The organism is Nonomuraea sp. NPDC050022 (assembly GCF_044460705.1).
GTDB lineage: Bacteria > Actinomycetota > Actinomycetes > Streptosporangiales > Streptosporangiaceae > Nonomuraea.
In genome coordinates, this window is the sequence record NZ_JBITKE010000002.1 from 440039 (window position 1) to 460075 (window position 20037).

Annotated in this window: 20 protein-coding genes and 3 pseudogenes; 12 read left to right on the top strand and 11 right to left on the bottom strand. The window is 67.0% G+C overall.

All coding sequences use genetic code 11. The annotated features are described in order from the left end of the window. The first annotated feature begins 44 nt into the window (after nt 1–44). Nucleotides 45–590: a hypothetical protein gene (locus ACIBO2_RS08530; RefSeq protein WP_358538801.1), complete on the top strand. Its 546-nt coding sequence runs from the start codon at nt 45–47 to the stop codon at nt 588–590. Next, on the top strand, nt 587–1567 hold the full coding sequence (locus tag ACIBO2_RS08535) for a terpene synthase family protein (protein WP_358538803.1): 981 nt from the start codon (nt 587–589) through the stop codon (nt 1565–1567). Before ACIBO2_RS08530 ends, ACIBO2_RS08535 begins: the two co-directional genes overlap by 4 nt. Here ACIBO2_RS08535 and ACIBO2_RS08540 read toward each other — a convergent pair. Further along, nucleotides 1558–2610 (bottom strand): DUF5937 family protein, encoded by a 1053-nt coding sequence (locus ACIBO2_RS08540; RefSeq protein WP_397296035.1) that lies wholly within the window; start codon nt 2608–2610, stop codon nt 1558–1560. The genes ACIBO2_RS08535 and ACIBO2_RS08540 overlap by 10 nt on opposite strands. Before the next feature lie 61 nt (nt 2611–2671). On the opposite strand from ACIBO2_RS08540, the gene ACIBO2_RS08545 reads away from it, so the two are divergent. Further along, a complete protein-coding gene (locus tag ACIBO2_RS08545; protein WP_358538807.1) occupies nt 2672–3883 on the top strand; it encodes an MFS transporter in 1212 nt (403 codons plus the stop codon). A 58-nt stretch (nt 3884–3941) separates the two neighbouring features. Next, entirely contained in the window at nt 3942–5714 is a 1773-nt protein-coding gene (locus ACIBO2_RS08550; protein WP_358538810.1) for an NAD+ synthase, read from the top strand. A gap of 559 nt (nt 5715–6273) precedes the next feature. On the opposite strand, the gene ACIBO2_RS08555 is transcribed toward ACIBO2_RS08550, so the two are convergent. Beyond that, nucleotides 6274–7164, bottom strand: a complete 891-nt coding sequence (locus ACIBO2_RS08555) for an aldo/keto reductase (RefSeq protein ID WP_358538813.1) — start codon at nt 7162–7164, stop codon at nt 6274–6276. 170 nt (nt 7165–7334) lie between these two features. Beyond that, nucleotides 7335–8030, bottom strand: a complete 696-nt coding sequence (locus tag ACIBO2_RS08560) for a hypothetical protein (RefSeq protein WP_358538815.1) — start codon at nt 8028–8030, stop codon at nt 7335–7337. 397 nt (nt 8031–8427) lie between these two features. Here ACIBO2_RS08560 and ACIBO2_RS08565 point away from each other — a divergent pair, with 397 nt between their 5' ends. Next, nucleotides 8428–9420 (top strand): S66 peptidase family protein, encoded by a 993-nt coding sequence (locus tag ACIBO2_RS08565; RefSeq protein WP_397296038.1) that lies wholly within the window; start codon nt 8428–8430, stop codon nt 9418–9420. On the opposite strand, the gene ACIBO2_RS08570 is transcribed toward ACIBO2_RS08565, so the two are convergent. Continuing rightward, the gene (locus tag ACIBO2_RS08570; protein WP_358538819.1) at nt 9374–9841 is read right to left on the bottom strand and encodes an ATP-binding protein; all 468 of its coding nucleotides are present in this window, start codon (nt 9839–9841) and stop codon (nt 9374–9376) included. The two genes, ACIBO2_RS08565 and ACIBO2_RS08570, sit on opposite strands and share 47 nt — an antisense overlap. A 211-nt stretch (nt 9842–10052) precedes the next feature. Between ACIBO2_RS08570 and ACIBO2_RS08575 the strand changes: the two are divergent. The 3 genes and pseudogenes from ACIBO2_RS08575 to ACIBO2_RS08585 form a co-directional block, all read left to right on the top strand. Further along, nucleotides 10053–10175 (top strand): annotated as a pseudogene (locus ACIBO2_RS08575) (helix-turn-helix domain-containing protein); the annotation flags it as partial. Between the two features lie 112 nt (nt 10176–10287). Beyond that, entirely contained in the window at nt 10288–10875 is a 588-nt protein-coding gene (locus ACIBO2_RS08580) for a DUF5753 domain-containing protein (protein WP_358538821.1), read from the top strand. Next, nucleotides 10862–11086, top strand: a complete 225-nt coding sequence (locus ACIBO2_RS08585) for a DUF397 domain-containing protein (protein ID WP_397296621.1) — start codon at nt 10862–10864, stop codon at nt 11084–11086. The genes ACIBO2_RS08580 and ACIBO2_RS08585 overlap by 14 nt, the downstream gene beginning before the upstream one ends. A 98-nt stretch (nt 11087–11184) precedes the next feature. Here the strand turns inward: ACIBO2_RS08585 and ACIBO2_RS08590 are convergent. The 3 genes and pseudogenes from ACIBO2_RS08590 to ACIBO2_RS08600 form a co-directional block, all read right to left on the bottom strand. Continuing rightward, nucleotides 11185–11709: pseudogene (locus tag ACIBO2_RS08590) on the bottom strand (ISAs1 family transposase); the annotation flags it as partial. Beyond that, a pseudogene (locus tag ACIBO2_RS08595) lies at nt 11670–11828 on the bottom strand (transposase family protein); the annotation flags it as partial. The pseudogenes ACIBO2_RS08595 and ACIBO2_RS08590, both read right to left, overlap by 40 nt. Before the next feature lie 292 nt (nt 11829–12120). Then, entirely contained in the window at nt 12121–12732 is a 612-nt protein-coding gene (locus ACIBO2_RS08600) for an RICIN domain-containing protein (RefSeq protein WP_358551216.1), read from the bottom strand. A 175-nt stretch (nt 12733–12907) separates the two neighbouring features. Between ACIBO2_RS08600 and ACIBO2_RS08605 the strand changes: the two genes are divergently transcribed. From ACIBO2_RS08605 to ACIBO2_RS08615, 3 genes are all read left to right on the top strand, one after another. Next, nucleotides 12908–14017, top strand: coding sequence for a class I SAM-dependent methyltransferase (locus ACIBO2_RS08605; RefSeq protein WP_397296041.1), 1110 nt, complete (start codon nt 12908–12910; stop codon nt 14015–14017). 164 nt (nt 14018–14181) lie between these two features. Beyond that, on the top strand, nt 14182–15453 hold the full coding sequence (locus ACIBO2_RS08610) for an ATP-binding protein (protein ID WP_358551212.1): 1272 nt from the start codon (nt 14182–14184) through the stop codon (nt 15451–15453). Continuing rightward, complete coding sequence (locus ACIBO2_RS08615; RefSeq protein WP_397296043.1) at nt 15434–16045, top strand: RloB family protein; 612 nt, start codon at nt 15434–15436, stop codon at nt 16043–16045. Before ACIBO2_RS08610 ends, ACIBO2_RS08615 begins: the two co-directional genes overlap by 20 nt. Before the next feature lie 138 nt (nt 16046–16183). Here the strand turns inward: ACIBO2_RS08615 and ACIBO2_RS08620 are convergent, their stop codons facing one another. The 4 genes from ACIBO2_RS08620 to ACIBO2_RS08635 form a co-directional block, all read right to left on the bottom strand. Continuing rightward, nucleotides 16184–16321: a hypothetical protein gene (locus ACIBO2_RS08620; protein WP_358551210.1), complete on the bottom strand. Its 138-nt coding sequence runs from the start codon at nt 16319–16321 to the stop codon at nt 16184–16186. 151 nt (nt 16322–16472) lie between these two features. Next, nucleotides 16473–17753 carry an NAD(P)/FAD-dependent oxidoreductase gene (locus ACIBO2_RS08625; protein WP_397296045.1) on the bottom strand — a complete coding sequence of 427 codons (1281 nt, stop codon included), beginning with the start codon at nt 17751–17753 and terminating at the stop codon, nt 16473–16475. Further along, complete coding sequence (locus tag ACIBO2_RS08630) at nt 17750–17950, bottom strand: ferredoxin (RefSeq protein ID WP_357944715.1); 201 nt, start codon at nt 17948–17950, stop codon at nt 17750–17752. The genes ACIBO2_RS08625 and ACIBO2_RS08630 overlap by 4 nt, the downstream gene beginning before the upstream one ends. Then, on the bottom strand, nt 17950–19149 hold the full coding sequence (locus tag ACIBO2_RS08635) for a cytochrome P450 (protein WP_358551206.1): 1200 nt from the start codon (nt 19147–19149) through the stop codon (nt 17950–17952). The genes ACIBO2_RS08630 and ACIBO2_RS08635 overlap by 1 nt, the downstream gene beginning before the upstream one ends. Before the next feature lie 100 nt (nt 19150–19249). On the opposite strand from ACIBO2_RS08635, the gene ACIBO2_RS08640 reads away from it, so the two are divergent. Then, nucleotides 19250–19864, top strand: coding sequence for a TetR family transcriptional regulator (locus ACIBO2_RS08640; protein WP_358551204.1), 615 nt, complete (start codon nt 19250–19252; stop codon nt 19862–19864). The last annotated feature ends 173 nt before the right edge of the window (nt 19865–20037 follow it).

Below are 20037 nucleotides of genomic sequence, written 5' to 3' on the forward strand. Positions count from 1 at the left end.
CCGGACCTATCGTGATCACGCAGTCAGTCTCGGGGGAGGCATTGGTGGCTATCGACCTGCTCAATCACAAGCTTGACAGGGCTTTCGACCACATCGACGCGGGCGGCGAGGGCGTCATCGAGCGGGTGGACCTGCTGGGGTTGGGTGCACGGCTCCTGGTGGGATTCGGAGAGTCCCCAACCTCGGTCACCGGCAGCGATCTCGTCGCCGGTTTCGATGGGATCTGGTCGACTCTGTCCGAAGTGCTCGGCCGGGACGCCGACTGCCAGATCTTGCGGGAGGAGTTCCGCGAAGGCATGACGGCGGCGTTCGTCGAGGGCGACCTGTACGACCCGGTGTTCCGGCCCGCCACGGCGGCCGTGGCCAGCCTCTGCGACGACGACGGCGACGGCCTGATCGGGCCCCGCGAGTTCCGTATGCTGCTGAGCGCCTTCGGCACCGCCTACGACGACGTGGACGAGGCGTTCGACCGGCTCGACCGGGTGGGCAGGGGTGTGCTGACCGTGGACGAGCTGATCGTGGCCGCCCGGCAGTATTACGTCAGCGACGACCCGAGCGCCGCGGGCAACTGGCTCTTTGGTCCCCTATGAGTACCGACGTGATCACCTCGGTACGCACCGCCCTGAGGTCCATGCTCCAGTGGAAGCCGCTGGCTCCCGGGCCGCGCCGCGGGGCGCCCGCCGCCACCACGCTGCTGGTGCTCACCGAGCGGGTGCCCGCCATGGCGGAGCCCTGCCGCATGCATCCGGCCGTGTACGCGATCGAGGCGGCCGTCCTTGACTGGGCCCGGCGGACCGATCTCCACGCCGGTCCCGGTGTGGGGTTCCACCGCATGGCGGGCCGCGCGTTCGCCGAGTTCGACGCGGCCGCGGCGGCGCTGTTCGCGCAGTGGCTGACCTGGCTGTTCAACCTCGACGATGAGCTCGACGAGGGGCCGGGCCGGCTGGAGGTCTTCCAGGGCCTGCTGGCGGGCGGCGCGGCCCACCCGCTGGAGGCGGCCTTCGCCGACCTGTGGCGGGTGACCAGCGCCCGGATGAGCGACCTGTGGCGGACCAGGTTCGCGGCCAATCTGCGGCGTCAGCACGACGCCTGCCGCATCGAGGCCGAGAACCGCGCCACGGGCCGCGTACCGACCCTGGAGCAGTATCCGGCGCTGCGCAGGGGGACCGTCGGCCCGTACCTCTACGACCTCGTGGAGCCGTGCCTGCGCGTGGAGGTGCCCGCGTGGGTGCACGCCTGCGAGCCGTGGCAGCGGCTCGTCGACGCCTGCACCGACGTGACCGCCTGGTGCAACGACGTGGCCTCACTGCCCAAGGAACGCGGCGACGGGCACAACCTCGTCGTGGTCGTGATGCACCAGCTCGGCCTGGACCAGCCGGAGGCCACGGCCTGGGTGCTCGACCGGATCGCCGAGCGCTGCCAGGACATGCGCGAGGCGGCCCGGAGCCTGCCGCTCGACACGCTCACGCCCAGGCTGGCGCGCGACGTGAGCAAGGTGGCGTGCGCCTACCTGGCCGCGCCGCGTGCCCACCTCGACTGGCTCCTGGAGTCGACCCGCTACACCTGACGACCGGCCATGGCGGGCGTGGGGACGGGCGTCACCGGCATCGCGGGCATGGGAGCAAGCGTGGGGGCGGGCGTGCTCGCGGCCAGCGTGTCGCCCGCGGCGGTGCGGCGGTAGACGACCTGCTTGCCGACGCGCATCCCGACGGCCAGCCCGCCACCGCTGAGCACGCCGAGGTGCTGGCTGACCGCGCCGGGCGTGAGCGACATGCGCCCGGCCAGCGCCGAGGTCGTGCTGGGCTCGGCCAGCGCGAGCAGGATCCGCGCCCGGCTGCGCCCGATGAGCGCCGCCAGCGCCTCGGGCGCGGGCGGCGGCCCCTGCTCCCACAGCGTCCCGACGCCCAGCACCGGATAGACCAGCATCGACTGGTACGGAGCCGACATCACGGCCACCGACGGCCAGTAGAACGCGCTCGGCACCAGCACCAGCCCGTCGCCGTGCAGCCCGTCGCCGTGCCTGTCCATCGAGCACCACGGCCGGTCGATGTGCAGCCGCTCCCCCGTCCACGCCACGGCCGGATCGAGCGCCGCGAACAGCTCGCGGGCACCGCCCTGGGCCAGCTGCCGCGACCTGCGCAGCACGTCGCGCTCCAGCAGCCCGTAGACGCGCGGCCAGAACTCGGCGAAGCACGCCTCCCAGTAAGCCCGCAGCGCGTCGGCGACCCGGGCCACGCCCGCCGCCGGATCATCCATGAACCGTTCGATCACCGCCCGGTCCGTTCCCCGTACCTGGGCCGCCTCGGCGCGGGCCCGTTCCGGCGGGGTGAGCCGTACGCGATCCAGCTCGGCGGTGAAGTCCGGCAGCGGTGTGTCGGGCGGCGGTGTGATGAAGTCGGCGAGATAGCCGCTCGGCGGGACGAGCGCGAACAACTCGGTCAGATCCAGTTCCGCGAGGCGGGAGCGCACGCACTTGATCCACGGCAGGTGGATCGACTGCCTGGCCGGGTCCTGCAGCGTACGCAGGCTGGCGACCAGCTCCCACATCGGCGAGAACGCGAACCTGATCCGCGCGACGTCCTCCGGCCGCATCACCCACATCACCGACATACCTTTTAGTGTGCCCTAAATCGTTCGCGGCCACCAAAGGCGAAAGATCAGGCTTAGTCCCGTGACTAGCACTGTGATTGAGAAGCAATCGTTCCTGAGGTCCCAGGTGGGCGGACTCCCCCGGCCGTTCTGGGCCCTGTGGAGCGGCACGCTGGTGAACCGCCTGGGCACCATGGTGATGCCGTTCACCGGCGTCTATCTGACACAGGCCAGAGGCGTCTCGGTGGCGGGCGCGGGGCTCGTGATGGCCGTGTTCGGCGCGGGGTCGCTGATCTCGCAGTTGCTCGGCGGGTGGCTGACCGACCGGATCGGGCGGCGGGCCACGCTGTCCGGCAGCATGATCGCCACCGCGGCCGCGATGCTGGCCCTGGGATACAGCACCTCCCTGGCCGCGATCACGACCTCGATGTTCGTGCTGGGGCTGGTGGTCGACGCCTACCGGCCCGCGTCCAACGCGCTGGTGGCGGACCTGGTCTCGCCGGTAGAGCGGCCCAGGGCGTACGGGCTGCTGTTCTGGGCCATCAACCTCGGCTACGCGGTCGGGATGACGGCGGGCGGGTGGCTGGCCCAGCTCGGATTCGGCTGGCTGTTCTGGATCGACGCCGTCAGCAGCGTGATCTTCGCCGTACTGGTCTGGCGGGCGGTCCCCGAGACCCGCACGGCCGAACGCGAGTCGACGGGCGGGTTCGGCGTGGTGCTGCGCGACCGGGTGATGGTCGCCTTCACGCTCGTCGTGCTGGGACAGGCGCTGGTGTACATGCAGACCGTGACCATGCTGCCGGTCGCGATGGTCAAGCAGGCAGGACTGTCCACCGGGGAGTTCGGGGTGGCGATGGCGCTGAACGGGGTGCTGATCGTCATCGTGCAGCCGCTGGTGTCCGGCTGGATCGGCCGCCTGGACGCCGCCAGGACGCTCGCGCTGGGGCTGGCCATCACGGGGGCCGGGTTCGCGCTGACCGCCTTCGTCACCGATGCCGTCTGGCTGGGCGTCACCATCGCCGTCTGGACGGCCGGCGAGATCATGACGGCGGGCATCGCGGGGACCATCGTCGCGGCGCTGGCGCCCGCGCACCTGCGGGGGCGGTATTCGGGGCTGTTCGGGTTCGCGTGGTCGGTCGCCTCGGTGCTGGCGCCGCTGGCCGGTGGGGCGCTGCTGGACGTGGGGCCGCAGGCCCTGTGGTTCACGGTGGGCGGCGTCGGGCTGCTGTCGGCGGTGGCCATGCTGGCGCTCGGCCCGGCGATCAGGCGGCGCGCCCTCCAGCCGGCTCTGTGAGCGAGCCCACTTTTCGTCGCTTGGACGATAAAAACGGCACCGTACTAGGCTGACCTTTGTGGCACATCTCCGTATCGCGCTGGCACAGACCAACCCGACCGTAGGCGACCTCTCCGGCAACGCCGACCGACTGCTCACGTGGACCCGCGACGCCGCGGACCGCGGCGCGCACCTGGTCGTGTTCACGGAGATGTTCTTGACCGGCTATCCGGTGGAGGACCTGGTCCTGCGCACGTCCTTCGTGGACGCCAGCATCAGGACGCTGGGCGAGGTCGCGCTCAGACTGCGGGAGGAGGGGCTGGGCGAGCTGCCCGTGGTCGTCGGCTACGTCGACCGGGCGGGGCTCGCGCCGCGCATCGGCCAGCCCAAGGGCGCCTCACTCGACGCCGCCGCGGTGCTCTACCGGGGCGAGGTCGTCGTCCGCACGGCCAAGCACCACCTGCCCAACTACGGGGTGTTCGACGAATACCGCTACTTCGTGCGCGGCGACCGGCTGCCGATCTTCCGGCTGCACGGGGTCGACGTGGCGATCGCGGTCTGCGAGGACCTGTGGCAGGAGGGCGGCCCGGTGGCCGTGGTCGGCCAGGCCGGTGCCGGTCTGCTGGTCGCGCCCAACGCCTCGCCGTACGAGAAGGAGAAGGACGACGTACGCCTGGAGCTGTGCGCGCGCCGGGCGCGTGAGGCCGGGTGCGCGCTCGTCTACGTCAACCAGGTCGGCGGTCAGGACGAGCTGGTCTTCGACGGCGACTCGATCGTGGTGGACGCGGCGGGCGAGCTGGTGGCGCGCGCCGGGCAGTTCCGCGAGGAACTGCTCGTGGTGGACCTGGACCTCCCGGTCTCCACCGCCGAGACCGGGTCGTTCCCGTACGACACGGGCGACGGCTCCACCATCACCGTGGACCGCCTGGTGCTGTCGTCCGACCCGGTCGAGCCGCGCGAGCCCGTGCCCGCGCCGGTGGCCGAGCGCCTGGACCCGCACGCGGAGGTCTACTCGGCGCTGGTGCTGGCCGTACGCGACTACGTGGTCAAGAACGGCTTCCAGTCGGTGATCCTGGGCCTGTCCGGCGGCATCGACTCGGCACTGACCGCGACCATCGCCTCCGACGCGATCGGGCCCGATCGCGTCCACGTGGTGCTGATGCCCTCGCGCTACTCCTCCGACCACTCCCTCGGCGACGCCGAGGAGCTGGTACGCAGGCAGGGCATCAACGCCCAGGTGGTGCCGATCGGCGAGATCGTCGACGCCTTCGAGAAGGAGATCGACCTGTCCGGGCTGGCCGCCGAGAACCTTCAGGCCCGCGTCCGCGGCACGATCCTGATGGGCCTGTCCAACGAGCACGGCCATCTGGTGCTGACGACCGGCAACAAGAGCGAGCTGGCGACGGGCTACTCCACACTGTACGGCGACTCGGCGGGCGGCTTCGCCCCGATCAAGGACGTACCGAAGACGATGGTGTGGGAGCTGTCCCGCTGGCGCAACGCCCACGGCGACCCATCGTTCCGCCTCGACGCCGAGCGGCCCATCCCGGAGAACTCGATCACCAAGGAGCCGAGCGCCGAACTGCGGCCCGACCAGCGCGACACCGACTCGCTGCCGCCGTACGAGGTGCTGGACCGGCTGCTGGACGACTACGTCGAGAAGGACATGGGCGTACAGGAGCTCATCACGGCCGGCCACGACCCCGCCCTGGTGACGCGCATCATCCGGCTGGTGGACACGGCGGAGTACAAGCGCCGCCAGTACCCGCCGGGCCCGAAGATCACCCCGAAGAACTTCGGCCGCGACCGCCGCCTCCCCATCACCAACAGGTGGCGCGAAACCACCTCCTAAGGCAAGGTCCTCGTCACGGGGGCGCTGCGCGCTCATGGGCTCGGGCAGCGCCTCCCAGGGGGCTGCCGCCCCCTTCGACCCCCGACAGGCATGGTCCTCGCTGCGCTCGGGCAGCCTCACTGGGGGCTTCGCCCCTTAGCGAGGGGGCTTGCCAGCCCCCTCGCGCTCCCCCGGCCCCAGGCCAGTTGGACACCTCTTTCCACCACCCAGAGCCGTCATGAACGCGCGCTAGTGGACTTCATCGACCTGGTGCGCGACCTCCATCTGGCCAACGCCGGCACCTGATCACCCGCAGCCCCATCAGCCCCGAAAGACTCCTGGGCGGACCCCACTACGCTCTGCGGCTCGCTCACCTCCCGACTCATGCTCACTTTTCGTGATTGCAGTAGCGCCGAGAGCAACGACATGTTGTCATTGGTCTCGCCCCTTCCCTCCGGACGAGAACCCCCGATGCCACCACGTTCCCGTGCCCGCGCCGCCGCACGCCCTCGGACACAGAAAGAGCCGCAGAAAAAGAAGCCAGCCCGAGAAGAGGAGCGCCCACGAAGTAGCCCAGCGCTTACGCCTCCGGGATGACGATCCCCAGGCTGATCGGGTCCCGCTCGTCGGGGTCCGGACCGCTGCGCACACCGGTGTCGAGCGCGTCGACGCGTGCGATCTCCTCTGCTGACAGTTCGAAGTCGAACACATCGAAATTCTCGGCGATGCGGGCGGGGTTGACGGACTTCGGGATGGCGGAACGCCCCTGCTGCAAGTGCCAGCGAAGCATGACCTGCGCCGGCGTCTTCCCATGCGCGACGGCGATCTGGCCCAGCACCGGATCGGAAAGCACGCTTCTGCGATGCTCACCCCAGCCGGGATAGAAGGTGATGCCGCCGATGGGCGACCACGCCTGGGTGAGGATGCCGTGCTCCGCGTCGGCCCGCTGCACCTCCGGCTGAGTGAAGTAGGGATGCAGCTCGATCTGGTTCACCGCGGGCACGACATCGGTGCGTTCGATCAGCTCGGCCAGGTGCCGGGGCATGAAGTTGCTGATCCCGATGGAGCGGACCTTCCCGTCGGACAAGAGCTTCTCCAGCGCTCGATAGGCGGCGATGGTCGCCTCGAATCCCTTCGGCGCCGGTTGATGCAGGATCAGCAGGTCGATCTGCTCCATACCGAGCTTCCCGGCGGCCTTGTCGAAGGCATGCAGAGTCTGGTCGTACCCGTAGTCGCTCACCCAGACCTTGGTCTCGATGAACACCTCCGAGCGGTCCAGCCCTGAACGGCGAATGCCCTCGCCCACCTCACGCTCGTTGCCGTACGCGGCAGCGGTGTCGATGTGCCGGTAGCCCGTCTTCAGCGCGGTCTCGACCGCCGCGGCGGTCTCTTCCGGAGACGACTGGAAGACGCCGAAGCCGAGAGCCGGCATCACGACGCCGTTATTCAGCTGGAGAGAAATAGTGGTCATGTCATCCACCGTAGGAAGCCTCGGCCGCGTGAGGGAGAGCACGCCAGTACCTCCCAGGCCAGGAATAGATGGAGCGCCGAGCTGACAGCTTCTGGCACCACCGGTCACGCCGGGCCCTTTCGCGGCCGTTGGGCCAGGGGCGTAAGGACGCGAAGAGTTCAGCGAGGCAGCTAGTGGAGTGCCGCCTCCGCCTTTTCATAGGCCTCCTGGGCGATCTGGGGGAGCAGTTTGGCGGGATTAGCGCGAGGGCGCGGTTCCTGATTCGGGATCCGGATCTCCAGCAGATAGCGCGAGGTCTGGATCACCTCCACCCAGTGCCAGATGGGGACCTTCCCGCTGCCGGTGATGCGATAGGCCCAGGCTCGTTCGCCCAGCTGTGGAACATCCATCGGCTGGATGTCTCCGGATCCGACGTCCGCATCGGACAGGTGGCGGCATCGCGCGGGCAGACTCGGATCCCCAAGTCGGTTCAGCATGTCCGGGGAGCCGGTGATGATCGCCTCGCTGAAGCCCGCGCCCTCGGGCCGTCGCAGGTGCTGCGTCCCTGGCTTCGGGATGGGCTCGCTGATCATGGTGACGGCCATCTGCACACCTGCGGTGTTGTACTTTTGCAACACCTCGAACCACATTCCGGCGGTCCACTTGTCACACTCCTCCGGCCCCACGAAAGGGCTGCTGATCTGGCGCTGTGGAATGAAAGTGGACTCCAGGTCGGCGACGGGCAACGCAACGACGGCACCCGGCACGTACGACCATTCCCGCACATCTCGGAAGCGAGTGAGCAGGGCCGCGGCCAGCCGTGGGTCGCCTGCGCCCGAATCAGGGTTGGGAGTTTTGTCGTCCTGCCCTCGTTTCATGATCCGCACATCCAGCCACGCCGACGCGGACGCACTCGGCGAAGGAGACACGGATAACGACGCCGACGCGGTCGCACTCGGCGGAGGAGACGCGGATGTAGCGGTCCGGGCTGCGATGTTGGCCGGTTGTACGCCACACCCAGAGGCGGCCACGCCCAATACTGCGGCGACCCACCTCACCGCCCTGTGACGTGTCATACTCCACCTCCCGAAGCCAGGCGCTCGAAAGGTCGAGGCCGAAGATCAATTATCAACCCTTTCCGGGCTGCGTCCGCGAAAGCGTTGATCTCCTGACCCCCCGCTGGCCGACGACGGGCACGCCTCCCGACTGGCCCACCCAATACGAGGCAGAGACAGCCAACAAATGGGAGCGCCAGATTGCCCCCGCCCCCGTTACACTCCGGCAATGATGGATGTGATCTTCCCTCCCAAGCTGACCGACGGCGACGTCGTACGAGTGGTGGCGCCGGCCGTGTCCCGCGCGTTCGTGATGGAACACGACCACACCGACATCATCAACTCCCGCTTCGCCGAACTCGGCCTGACACTCTCCTATGGCAGCCATGTCGACGAGCGAGACGCGTTCAATTCCTCCAGCATCGCCTCACGCGTCACCGACCTGCACGAGGCATTCGCGGACCCATCGGTAGCGGGGATTCTGACGGTCATCGGCGGCTACAACTCCAATGAGCTGCTGCCGTACCTGGACTGGCAATTGATCCGCGCCAACCCGAAAATCTTGTGCGGATACTCCGATATCACGGCGCTCCAGAACGCCATCCTCGCCCGCACCGGGTTGGTCACCTACTCCGGCCCGCACTGGTCGACATTCGGAATGCGAGACCACCTCGAGCAGACCTTGCGCTGGTTCACCTCGGTCATGTTCGACACCGCTCCGATCAGCCTGACCCCGGCAACCCACTGGAGCGACGATCTCTGGTTCCTCGACCAGGACAAGCGCGAGCTGACACCCAACGAGGGATGGTGGGCGATCCGGCCCGGCGTCGCCGAGGGGCGAATCGTCGGCGGCAATCTGTGCACCCTCAACCTGCTGCAAGGCACCGCCTTCATGCCGTCTCTCGACGACGCGATACTGATCATCGAGGACGACTTCGAGTCGCAGCCGGCGGCCTTCGCCCGCAATCTGACCTCGCTGCTACAACTTCCCGACGCTCCAGGGATTCGAGGACTGGCGATCGGACGGTTCCAGCGCGCCAGCAATATGACCCGCCCATTGCTGGAACAGATCATCGACGCCCAGCCGACACTGACCGGCATCCCCGTCCTCGCCAACATCGACGTCGGCCATACCAACCCCTTGGCCACCTTTCCGGTCGGCGGCCAGGCCCAGCTCACCGTCGCCAACGGCCAGACAAGCCTGACGCTCCTACGTCACTGACCGGGGGCTGGCCGAGGTCGGTCCACACGACACGATGGCCGGCCGTGGTGACGTACGTCCCCCAGCGCCCACCGGACAACTCCTGCACGATGCGCATCCCACGCCCGGACTCGCCATCAAGGGCCAGGTTCTCGGGAAGGTGCGGTTCAGAGGCGAGAGCTCCAGGATCGGCGACCTCGATACGGAGGCAGTCCACGCCCCGGCCGATGCTCTCCGTCACCCACTCGCGGTGCGGTCCCCCCTCCACGTGCGTGCAGGCGTTGGCGACCAGCTCGGTGACGACCTGTTGCGCGTCACCGAGCACCGGATGATCGGCTGCCAGCCACCAGGCGACGGCCGCTCGTGCGTGCCGTGGCGCTTCGAGGCTGCGGCGCAGCCTGGTCGCTCCGATGAGATTTGCGCCTTCTATTCGTACGAGCATGCAAATCACCGACTTTGTCCGTCGTCGCATTGGCTTTCGACATTACAAGATCGAGAGCCTTCCGTATTCGGAATACAGCCCAATCTCTGAATTCGCTTTCCAGAATGCCGCCCGCCAGCTACGTTATGCAGTTGACAATGTGCACACCTAACTCCCACCTCCCAGCCGGGATTGTGTGTGCACCCGTGAACATGAAGGTGGTGATGCGTTCATGGCCGCCGGCGAACTAACCCCAGGAGCGAGTGCGCTCACGCTTTTTGGCGCCGAACTACGAAGATTGCGCCACGAAAAGGGCATAACTCAGGAGCAAATCGCCGACGCGATCCACGTCAGCAAGAGCCTGGTGCCAGATCGAGAACGCCAACCGGACGCCGAGCCGCGAGTTCACCGAGGAAGTAGAGAGATTTCTGGGGCTCACGGGGGAATTGCTCCGGATCTGGCCATTGGTGACGAAGACGGCGAGCCCGGCATGGTTTCGCGAATGGCCGAAGATCGAGGCCGAGGCGCGCACCCTACGGACCTGGCAACCGCTGGTCATTCCCGGGCTTCTGCAGACTCGCGAGTACGCACGGGCTGTCCTGCGGGGGCAGCCGGGTATCTCCGAGGACCAGATCAACGAGACAATGGGAGCTCGCATGGCGCGCCAAGCGGTGTTCGAACGTCCCACCCCTCCCCTCTACTCGGCCCTCATTGACGAGGGCGTTCTCGCCAGGCCTATCGGCGGGCCGGAGGTGATGCGGGAACAACTCGAACATCTGGTGAAACTGTTGAGTCACCCGTGCATCACGCTGCAAGTGGTTCCGATGGCCGTGGTGCCCACGATCGGGCTGCTGGGCGGCTTCGTCATCGCCCAGCTACCCAAAGGGGCAGATGTCCTTTACCTGGACTCAGCAGCTGATGGCGAGGTAACGGATCGCGAAGACAAGGTGCGCACGGTTAGTGTCAGATATGACGCGATCCGGTCATGGGCTCAACCGGTGAACGAGACAGAAGCCGCAATACGCGAGAAGATGGTGACTTATGAACGTCCATGATGACTTGGCCGCTGAACTGGCAGCCGCCACCTGGCGCAAGGCCACCAAGTCCGGCGCCAATGGAGGCGACTGCATCGAGATCGCCCCTCTAGGCGGCGGCCGTGTGGCACTCAGAGACACCGAACGACCCGATTTGGCGCCGTACGTCGTAAGCGGCTCAGTCTGGGCGGCATTTATGGATGGCGCCAAGAACGGCGAATTCGACTTCTGACCCCAACGCCGGCGGCACCACGACAGCCGTACGTGCTCGAACCGCTTGCCGCGCCCGCCGGGCGAGTGGCACCTTGATCGCCATGACTGCTGTGCCCTCCACCTGGGTTGCAGGCTGGGCTGGTTCTTCTTGACGATCAGGATGTAGTGGGCGTTATTCTCGGCCACCAGGAAGGTGACGTGTTCGCGCTGGGTGTGCAGCGCGTCGGCGGTGAGAACGTACCCGTCCAGGTCAAGGCCTGCCAGCAAGGGCTGGAATCGGGCGATCTCGTTGGTTTTGCCGTTCACGTCGGTCTGTGCCAGCACTAGGCCGGAGCTGTGGTCGAACGCGGCCGGCAGGTGCACTGTGTGGTGCTCGTTACGGCGGGCGCCGCGCAGCGCCTTGCCATCCACCGCGACCGCCCGGCGCATCGGCCTCTCACCCGATGAGGTGGGTTTGGGCTGAAGCTGGGCATGCCGGCGAGCGGCGAGCCACGCAGCGAGGATGGCGTCGAAGGTGTCGGCGTCGACGATTTCCAGCACGCGGCGAATCGTGGCCTCATGCGGCGTTGGGCAATGCCGCTCACGCGATCGTGCCGAACCTCCAACGCGGTCTGTACCTGGCCAGGGGCATCGGCGATCCATTCGCCGATCGCGGTGAAAGACCGCGCTCCCGCCAATACCGCCGCTGCGGCAATTGTCAGGATCGAGGCCAGCGCGTGGCGGATGCCGCGCCGTCCACGCGAGTCGGGAACCAGTCGCAGCTAATCCAGCAGGGTCCCGCACTCAGCCGCAGCTACAGGGGCTGAGTCGCGGGCAGGCCCTGTGTAAGGTGCCGGCAAGCGCATTCACCTTTTGGCAGCTGTCAAGAACGCAGACCGCTGCGTGGGAGGTGTGCGCTGCGGCTGACGGGGCCCTGGAGCGGGACCGCTGATGACCGTGAGCGGTCCCGCTCATATGTCTTTCAGGTCTGGGCGATCCGTCTGACAGATCTGAGCGGCAGCCATAGAGCTGGGCGCCACCGGCCACGGCTCGGCTCCCGGGCGGCCCTTCATGTCAGTACACCGAATACGCCTTCCATATCTGGGCTTTGGTGTTGTTGCAGGTCCACAACTGAATTCTGGTCTCGTCCGCGAATTTTCCGCCCTTGATGTCGACACATAGTGTGCCCCCGTCGGGTCCGACGGGGACGAGTTCATAGTTGTTGGTGCCGTAATTAAAGTCCAACCTCCATAGATTGGAGTATGGCATGTTCGCCCCCGAGCACTCGTAGGCGTTCAGAAGCTGACCTTTGCTGGTACTGAGTCGGGTAAGACACAGGTCGGGATTGGTGGCCAGCGAAAAAACCAGGCCATCTCCGTAGTCAGTTTCGATGGTCTTGCTCATGATCCACCGCTGGGAGGCGTTGTTGGCCCTTGCTTGCCCGAGAGCCAGAACCGTGTTGTTCGTCGTCCTGCCGTTCGCCGTTCCTAGACGCCAATGTCCGCTGGGGGCGCCGTCGGCTTCGAGGTACACTTCATCGATGAGTCTCGACGTCGTGGCGGCGTGAGCGGTTGATGATGTAGTTGCTTGCCGGGTGACGGCCGTAGCTGCCGACGCAGGGGACGAAGCAACGCCGCTGCCAAGGGTTATCGCGGCAATGAGAGTAACGATTTTGCGCATGCGCATGCCCGGATTCCTCTCGCAGATGACGGCCTGACCCATTGATACTGTGGGACGCGATCTTCTGGTGCAAGCCTTTGCACGCTGATGCAATAACCCAGCTCACGCATACCGGCGGGTCTCCGGGCAGGCGACTCTTCTGCTCTTCTGCCATGACGTCGTCGAGGAGAAAGAGGCGGCCATGGACGCCTTGAACATCGACACCAGCCCGGAAGCCCGTACCGATCAGCTCGTCGAGCGCCTGTTGGACAGCACCATCGGCGCCCTCGAACTCTTCTCGGTCTACCTCGGCGCCGAACTCGGCCTCTACCGCGTACTGGAACAACGAGGTCCCCTGACCGCCGAGCAGCTCGGCGAGCAGGCCGGGATCGCGGCGCGTTACGCCCGCGAATGGCTGGACCAGCAGGCCGTGGCCGGCTTTCTGCAGATTGAACCGGACCTCCCCAAGGCCGCCGACAGGGAGCGGCGCTATCGCCTGGACCCCGCGTACGCCCGCGTGCTGACGCACGTCGACGACCCCGCGCACGTGGCGCCGTTGGCCCACATGCTCGCCGGGATCGGCGGCGTCCTGACCGAGGTGGCACATGCCTACCGCACCGGTGACGGCGTTCCCTACCAGGACTACGGCCACGCCTTCCGCCACGGCCAGGGCCACATCAACCGCCCCGCCTTCACCCACGAACTGCCCACGGGCTGGCTGGCCGCGATGCCGGACGTCGTGGCCCGCCTGGAGGCGGCGCCGCACCCGCACATCGCCGACGTCGGCTGCGGGCAGGGGTGGTCGACCCTGGCGATGGCCCGCGCCTTCCCCAGCGCGCGGGTGGACGGCCTCGACCTGGACGCGGCCTCGATCGCCGACGCCCGCCACCAGGCCACCGGGGTCGACCTCGAAGGACGCGTGCGTTTCGTGCACGCCGACGCCCAGCGCCTGCCCGACACCGGCCCGTACGACCTCGTACTCATCCTGGAAGCCCTGCACGACCTGCCCCAACCGGTCCAGGTGCTGCGAGCCGTCCACCTGGCCCTTACCCCTGGCGGCACGGTGCTCATCGTCGACGAGCGAGTGGCCGACCGCTTCAGCGCACCCGGCGACAAGATCGAACGGATGATGTACGGCTGGAGCGTCACCCACTGCCTGCCCGCACAACTCGCTGAGAAGCCTTCGGCGGCTACCGGCACGGTACTGCGCGCGGAGACCGTCGGAGAGTGGGCGCGTGAGTCCGGTTTCGCCCGATGCACCGTGCTGCCGGTCGACAACGACTTCTTCCGCCTGTACCGACTCGACACCTGAGCGGCGCTGTTCTGCCCCGCAGAACTCCGGCTCCGCGCGAATTCGACCCGGCCACTCGACAAGACAGCGAGCTCGCATGTCGCGTAGAGTGACTGAGGCTGCTTCTCTCCGGTTTTCTACGCAGAACAGCATGTAACCCTTGGCACCAGGAGGTCAGCCCGCCCATGCTGCTGAGTTTTCGCGTCGCCAACCATCGATCCCTTCGCGATGAGCAACAACTTCTGCTGACACCCAGCTACGAAACGGACTCACGGTCGCCCCTTACCGCCGAAGCCGTGCCCGTGATCGGCCTATTTGGACCAAATGCTTCGGGTAAGTCCAATGTAATAGACGCCCTTGTTTACATGCGTAACCTCGTCCGAGGCTCTCTTCGCGAATCCGAGCCTGGGGCAGGAATAAAGCGCCACCCCTTCGCCTTGGATCCTGCCGCTCTCGAGGAGCCCTCTACCTACGTGGTCGATCTGCTGATCGAGGGCGTGCGATACACCTATGGGTTTGCCGTGGACGATGCCCAGGTGGTCGAAGAGTGGATGTTCAGTTACCCCTTGAAAAAGAAGAGGGTGATATTTCAGCGAAGCTTGGACGACTACTCGTACGGAGACCACTCACCCGCATCAATGCGACAGGTAGCCGCGATCACCGAGACCAATGTACTGTTCCTGTCCATCGCGGCGAGATCAAGGCAAGAGGAAATTCGACCGGTCTACGATTGGTTCACAGAAATTCTGACCCGAAACCCTCGCCATTTCCGACCAGGGCGCCCCTCTACAGCCGAATCACTGGATCGCCTTGGCCTGCTGGACAGGATAACCGCCCTACTGCAGGCGGCAGACACTGGAATCGAGTCCGCCGAGATAGTCGAAGAGACCGATGCAGAGCTTGCAGAAAGATCCATGCGCCTCAAAGGGCCGGACGGATACACGCCAGAGCGCCGCAAGGATATATTCTTCAAGCATAAGGGCGAAGGGGGAACATTCGCGCTGAGCCTACGCGACCAATCCTTGGGCACACAGATCCTGTACGAAATGGGATTCGACGTGTTCAGGACGGTCAGCCGAGGATCGATATTGGTCGTCGATGAGCTCGATTCGAGCCTTCACCCGTATTTGACGGCACAGCTCATCAAGCTCTTCAGCGATCCGGCGCTCAACACCCGTGGGGCGCAACTCATCTTCAGCAGCCACGATGCGACCCTCCTCGGCCGGATCCAGGGTGAAGAAGTGCTACGCCGTGACGCCATCTGGTTCACGGAGAAGAATGATCATGGTGTCACCGAGCTTTTCCCTCTGACCGACTTCAAGCCCCGACTCGACGAAAACCGGGAGCGACGCTACCTGGCCGGTCGCTACGGCGCCGTGCCGATTGTCAGCGACAACCTGTTCGCCGCCGCTCTGGCGACCCGTGGAGAGGCGGACGATGTCTCCTCGGAATCTTAGAGGCGAGAGAAACAGAAAGAAGATTAATACGGAAACTCGCCTCGACCGCACGAGGAGTGGAACGCGGCAGGAACGATCGTCTTTCTTGATTCTTTGTGAAGGCAAAACCGAGAGAGACTACTTCATCGGCATGCGGTCGCGTCGCGGGCCACAGATCGACGTCGACATGCCAGAGGTCGACCACCTATCCATAGTGCGCGAGGCACGCACTCGCAAGTCCGATGAATACAGCGCAGTTTGGTGCGTTCTGGACACGGAACTCGATCAATCACTAGCTGATGATCTTGCCAGAGAAGCCACCCGAGCCCCCGTCGAGCTTTGCCTGTCCACTCCTTGTTTCGAAGTATGGCTGATCATGCATCACGTCGACTGCACACGACCGTTCCAATCCGCCGAAGAAGCCAAGAAGAAGCTCAAGTCCCTCATCCCTTCATGGAGCGAAGGTACGACACGGTTCTCGGACTTTTCACATGGCCTGGAAGACGCATGCCATCGGGCACGCAAGATCGACCCAACCGGACGCGAAGTCTCCAAAAATCCCTCGACGAACGCTTGGCGACTCGTTATCGAGCTAAAAGCCGGACTCGATTAGCTCGCTATGAACCGCGAGACGCCATGCGCGTCCAGGCAAGTTCGTACGGGCGGCTGGGTCTCCACGAAAAATCGCGGACCGGGTCCTCGGATGCGGCATTGGCGAGGTCGAGTTGCCGCTCCCTGCGGTCGCCGGTGATCAGGTCCACGTCCAGATGGTCCTGCTTCTGTCGGACCCGACCACACCAGACACACCGTCGAGGCTGATCACGGCGAGGTCGGCCATCGCGTGGATGGTGTGGCCGGAGAAGCAGTGGAACATCCGAAGATCATTCATGCGCGAGACCGTATCCCGCCCGTGACACTTTCCACAGATTCCCGGCAGCTCGGGGGTCGCCTGGGGTTCAACCACCGTAGAAGGACCTGCAGGCTGCCGATGCCGCGAGTGGGTGGTGTGGCGCGGGAGTGCCGGTACACCGCCCAGGTGTTCAGGTCCCGCTAGTTATGGATCGGAGGGCGTCGGTGACGTGCCCGCGGGCGAGCCTGACGCCGCGCGGATGGTTCCAGCCGATCGCCGCGGTGGGGACACCGTCCACCTCGGCCAGAGCGGCGAATCGGCCGCTGCCCGGCTCTCCGTCGAGTGGGCGCAGGCGGGCGCCGGGTGGGATGTGGCCGTGGATCTGGAGCTTGACGTCGTACTGGTCGGTCCAGAAGTACGGGATCGGGCTGTACGGCGCGCCGTCTCCCATGATGTCGGCGGCCACGGCCATGGCTTGCTGGGTGGCGTTGGTGCGGTTCTCCAGGCGGATGCTCGTTCCCAGGAGTTCGTGGTGCCAGCGGGCCACGTCGCCGACGGCGTACACGCCCGGTGCGGCCCGGCAGTGGGAGTCGCACTCGACGCCGTCGGTGAGCGACAGGCCGCTACCGGCCAGCCAGCCGGTGGCCGGAACGGACCCGACGGCGATCACCACCACGTCGGCGGGGACACTCTCTCCGCTGGTCAACTCGACCGCACCGACCCGCCCGGCCGGACCGACTCGCTCGGCCGGGCCATCCCCGGAAGCCGCTCCCGTCAGGCCGGACACGCCCACCCCGGTGCATACCCGGACTCCGTGGCTTTCGTGGAGTGCCCCCACCAGGCTGCCGAGCTCGTCGCCCAGCTGGCGGACCATCACGGTCGGCAGGGGGTCGACGAGCGTGACCTCAGCCTCCAGGGTGCGAGCGGTGGCGGCGATCTCGCAGCCGAGTACGCCCGCACCGATGACCGCGACCCGCCGCGCCCCGCGCAACTGTTCGCGCAGGGCCAGGGCGTCGTCGAGAGTGCGCAACGTATGCACGCCGGCAAGGTCCCGAGTGGGCAACGTGTGCACCCCGGCAAGGTCCTGAGCGGGCGACGTGGGCGCCCCGGCAAGGTCCCCCAGGAACGGCGGCCGGCGCGGGCTCAGGCCGGTGGCGATGACGAGCGTGTCGTAGGACAGCGTCCGCCCGTCGTCGAGATCCACCGTACGGGCGGCGGTGTCGAGCCGTTCGGCGCGGCGGCCGAGGATGAACTCGGCGCCGAGGGCGTCGAGCCGGGCGGGGTCGCGCAGGAAGACGCGTTCGGCGGGCCAGGCTCCGGCCAGCACCTCCTTCGACAGCGGTGGCCGGTCGTAGGGCAAATGCGGCTCCTGACCGACCAGCCGGATCTGCCCGGCGTACCCCTTGGCCCGCAACACCTCCGCCACGGTGAGCCCCCCGGCCGAGGCGCCGACGATGAGCACGCCGCTCACGGCTCCTCCGTCAAAGCGATGGCCGTGGCCGGGCACAGCAGCGCGGCCTCGCGGACGGCCGCGTGGAGTTCGGGCGGCGGCGCGGGGTCGAGCAGGACCACTACGCCGTCGTCGGGGTGCTGGTCGAACACTTCAGGGGCGCTGAGCACGCACATGCCCGCGGCGCAGCAGCGTTCCGGGTCCACATCGATGCGCATCACACCACGTCCCAGGTGACCGGGAGCCGGTGCACGCCGTAGATCATCATGTCGGTGCGCAGCGGCACCTCCTCGGCCGGCACGTCCAGGCGCAGCGTCGGGAACCGCTCGAACAGCGCGGGCAGGCCGACCTGCAGCTCGACGCGGGCCAACTGCTGGCCCAGGCACTGGTGGACGCCATGGCCGAAGGCCACGTGCCCGGTGGCCGGGCTGCCCAGGTCGAGTACGTCGGGGTCGGCGAACTGGTGCGGGTCGTGGTTGGCCGCCGGGATCGACACGGTGACGGTCTGACCGGCCTTGATCAGCTGCCCGCCGAGCTCGACGTCCTCCAATGCGGCCCGGTGCAGGCCGGGGACGATGCTCAGGCGACGCAGCAGTTCCTCGACGGCCTTGCCGGCGTCGGCGCGCAGGAGCGCGAGCTGGTCGGGGTGGCTCATCAGGGCGAAGGCGCTCAGGGCGAGCATGTTCGCGGTGGTGTCGAACCCGGCGCCCATGAGGATGCCGCCGATGACGGACAGCTCGTCGTCGGTCAGGTCGCTGTCGTTGGCCAGGCCGCTGAACAGGTCGTCGGTGGGCTGGGCGCGCTTGGCCGCCGCCAGGTCGCGCATGAACCCCTGCACCGCGGCGAAGGCGGCGACCTTGTCCTCCGGAGAGATGCCCATGCCCCCGAGCACGGCCATGTGGTGCTGGAAATCGGCCCGGTCGGCGGTCGGCACGCCCAGCAGTTCGCAGATCATCAGGGCCGGGAGCGGCAGCGCGAACGCCTCCACCAGGTCCACCGGCGGGCCGTGCCGCTCCATCGCGTCCAGGTGTTCGGCGGTGATCTGCTCGATCCGTCCCGTGAGCTGGCGCATCCGGCGGACGGTGAACTGGCCGGTGAGCAGCTGGCGGTAGCGGGTGTGCTCGGGCGGGTCCATGGAGGGGAAGGCGCCGGGCGGTGCGGGCCGGGGCTTCGCGCTGAGAGTCGCCCCGGGGAACGGGCTGTGGGTGAGCTCGGCCCGGTGGCTGAATCGCTTGTCGGCCAGGACCGAGCGGACCAGGTCGTGCCTGGTCACCAGCCAGCCGATATGGCCGTCGGGGTAGGCCATCGGGGCAACGGGGTGTTCGGCGCGCAGGTGCCCGAGCTCTTCGGGCGGGTCGAAGGGACAGCCTGGGCGACGCGTCATCGGGATCGGGCTCGGGTACGCGGGTGCGGACATCTCATTCCTCTCTGGTCTGGAGGTGACGCGGCTCCACTTAACACCACTAAGAGTAAAAATACAACTAGTGTAAAAACAGTCGTGATGTAAGCTCATCCCCGTGGAGGAGACACGGCGCGAGCGCAAGAAGCGCCAGACCAAGCAGCTGCTCGTCAGCACCGCGTACCGGCTGTTCAGTGAGCAGGGCTACGAGCGGACCACCGTCGCGCAGATCACCTCCGAAGCGGATGTGGCGACGAAGACGTTCTTCAACTACTTCCCGAGCAAGGAGGACGTGCTGTTCTCCGACGCCGAGCACTATTACGAGGTGGCGCTGGAGGTCCTCGCCGAGCGGGCGCCGGATGAAGGGGTCCCGGAGCTGCTGCTGCGGACCTACGACCAGGTCATCGCCCGCTATCTCGCCGACGATCCGCTGACCGGCGACCGCGAGCGGATGGAGATCTACGGCAACCTGATCATGACCGTCCCGGCCGTACAGGCGAAGGCCCTGCATGTGCTGTTCGACCTGCAGAGCAAGATCGCGGGCGCGTTCGTGAAGGCCTTCCCGGACGAGCTGGACCCGATCAGCGCGGCGGCCGCGCTCGGCTCCCTGCTGGGCGCCGTCCAGGCGGCGACGCGCGCCTGCGGGGAACTGCACGGCCATTCGGAGGAGGAGTACTTGAAGGCGGGCCGACGGGCCGTCGAGATCGCCATGCGCGGGCTGGGCGCATTGTGAAGTGACAGCCCTGCCGTACCTGGATCGCTTCGGCCCGCCCGAGCGCACCCACCGGAATCAGGCGTCCACGGCCTCCTCCCACACGGGATGATCCCGGGCGCCGGGCCGGCACCAGATCAACGCCCGCGATGACGCCTGCTGCGCGCTGCCCACCGTCTCCCACAAGGCCAGTT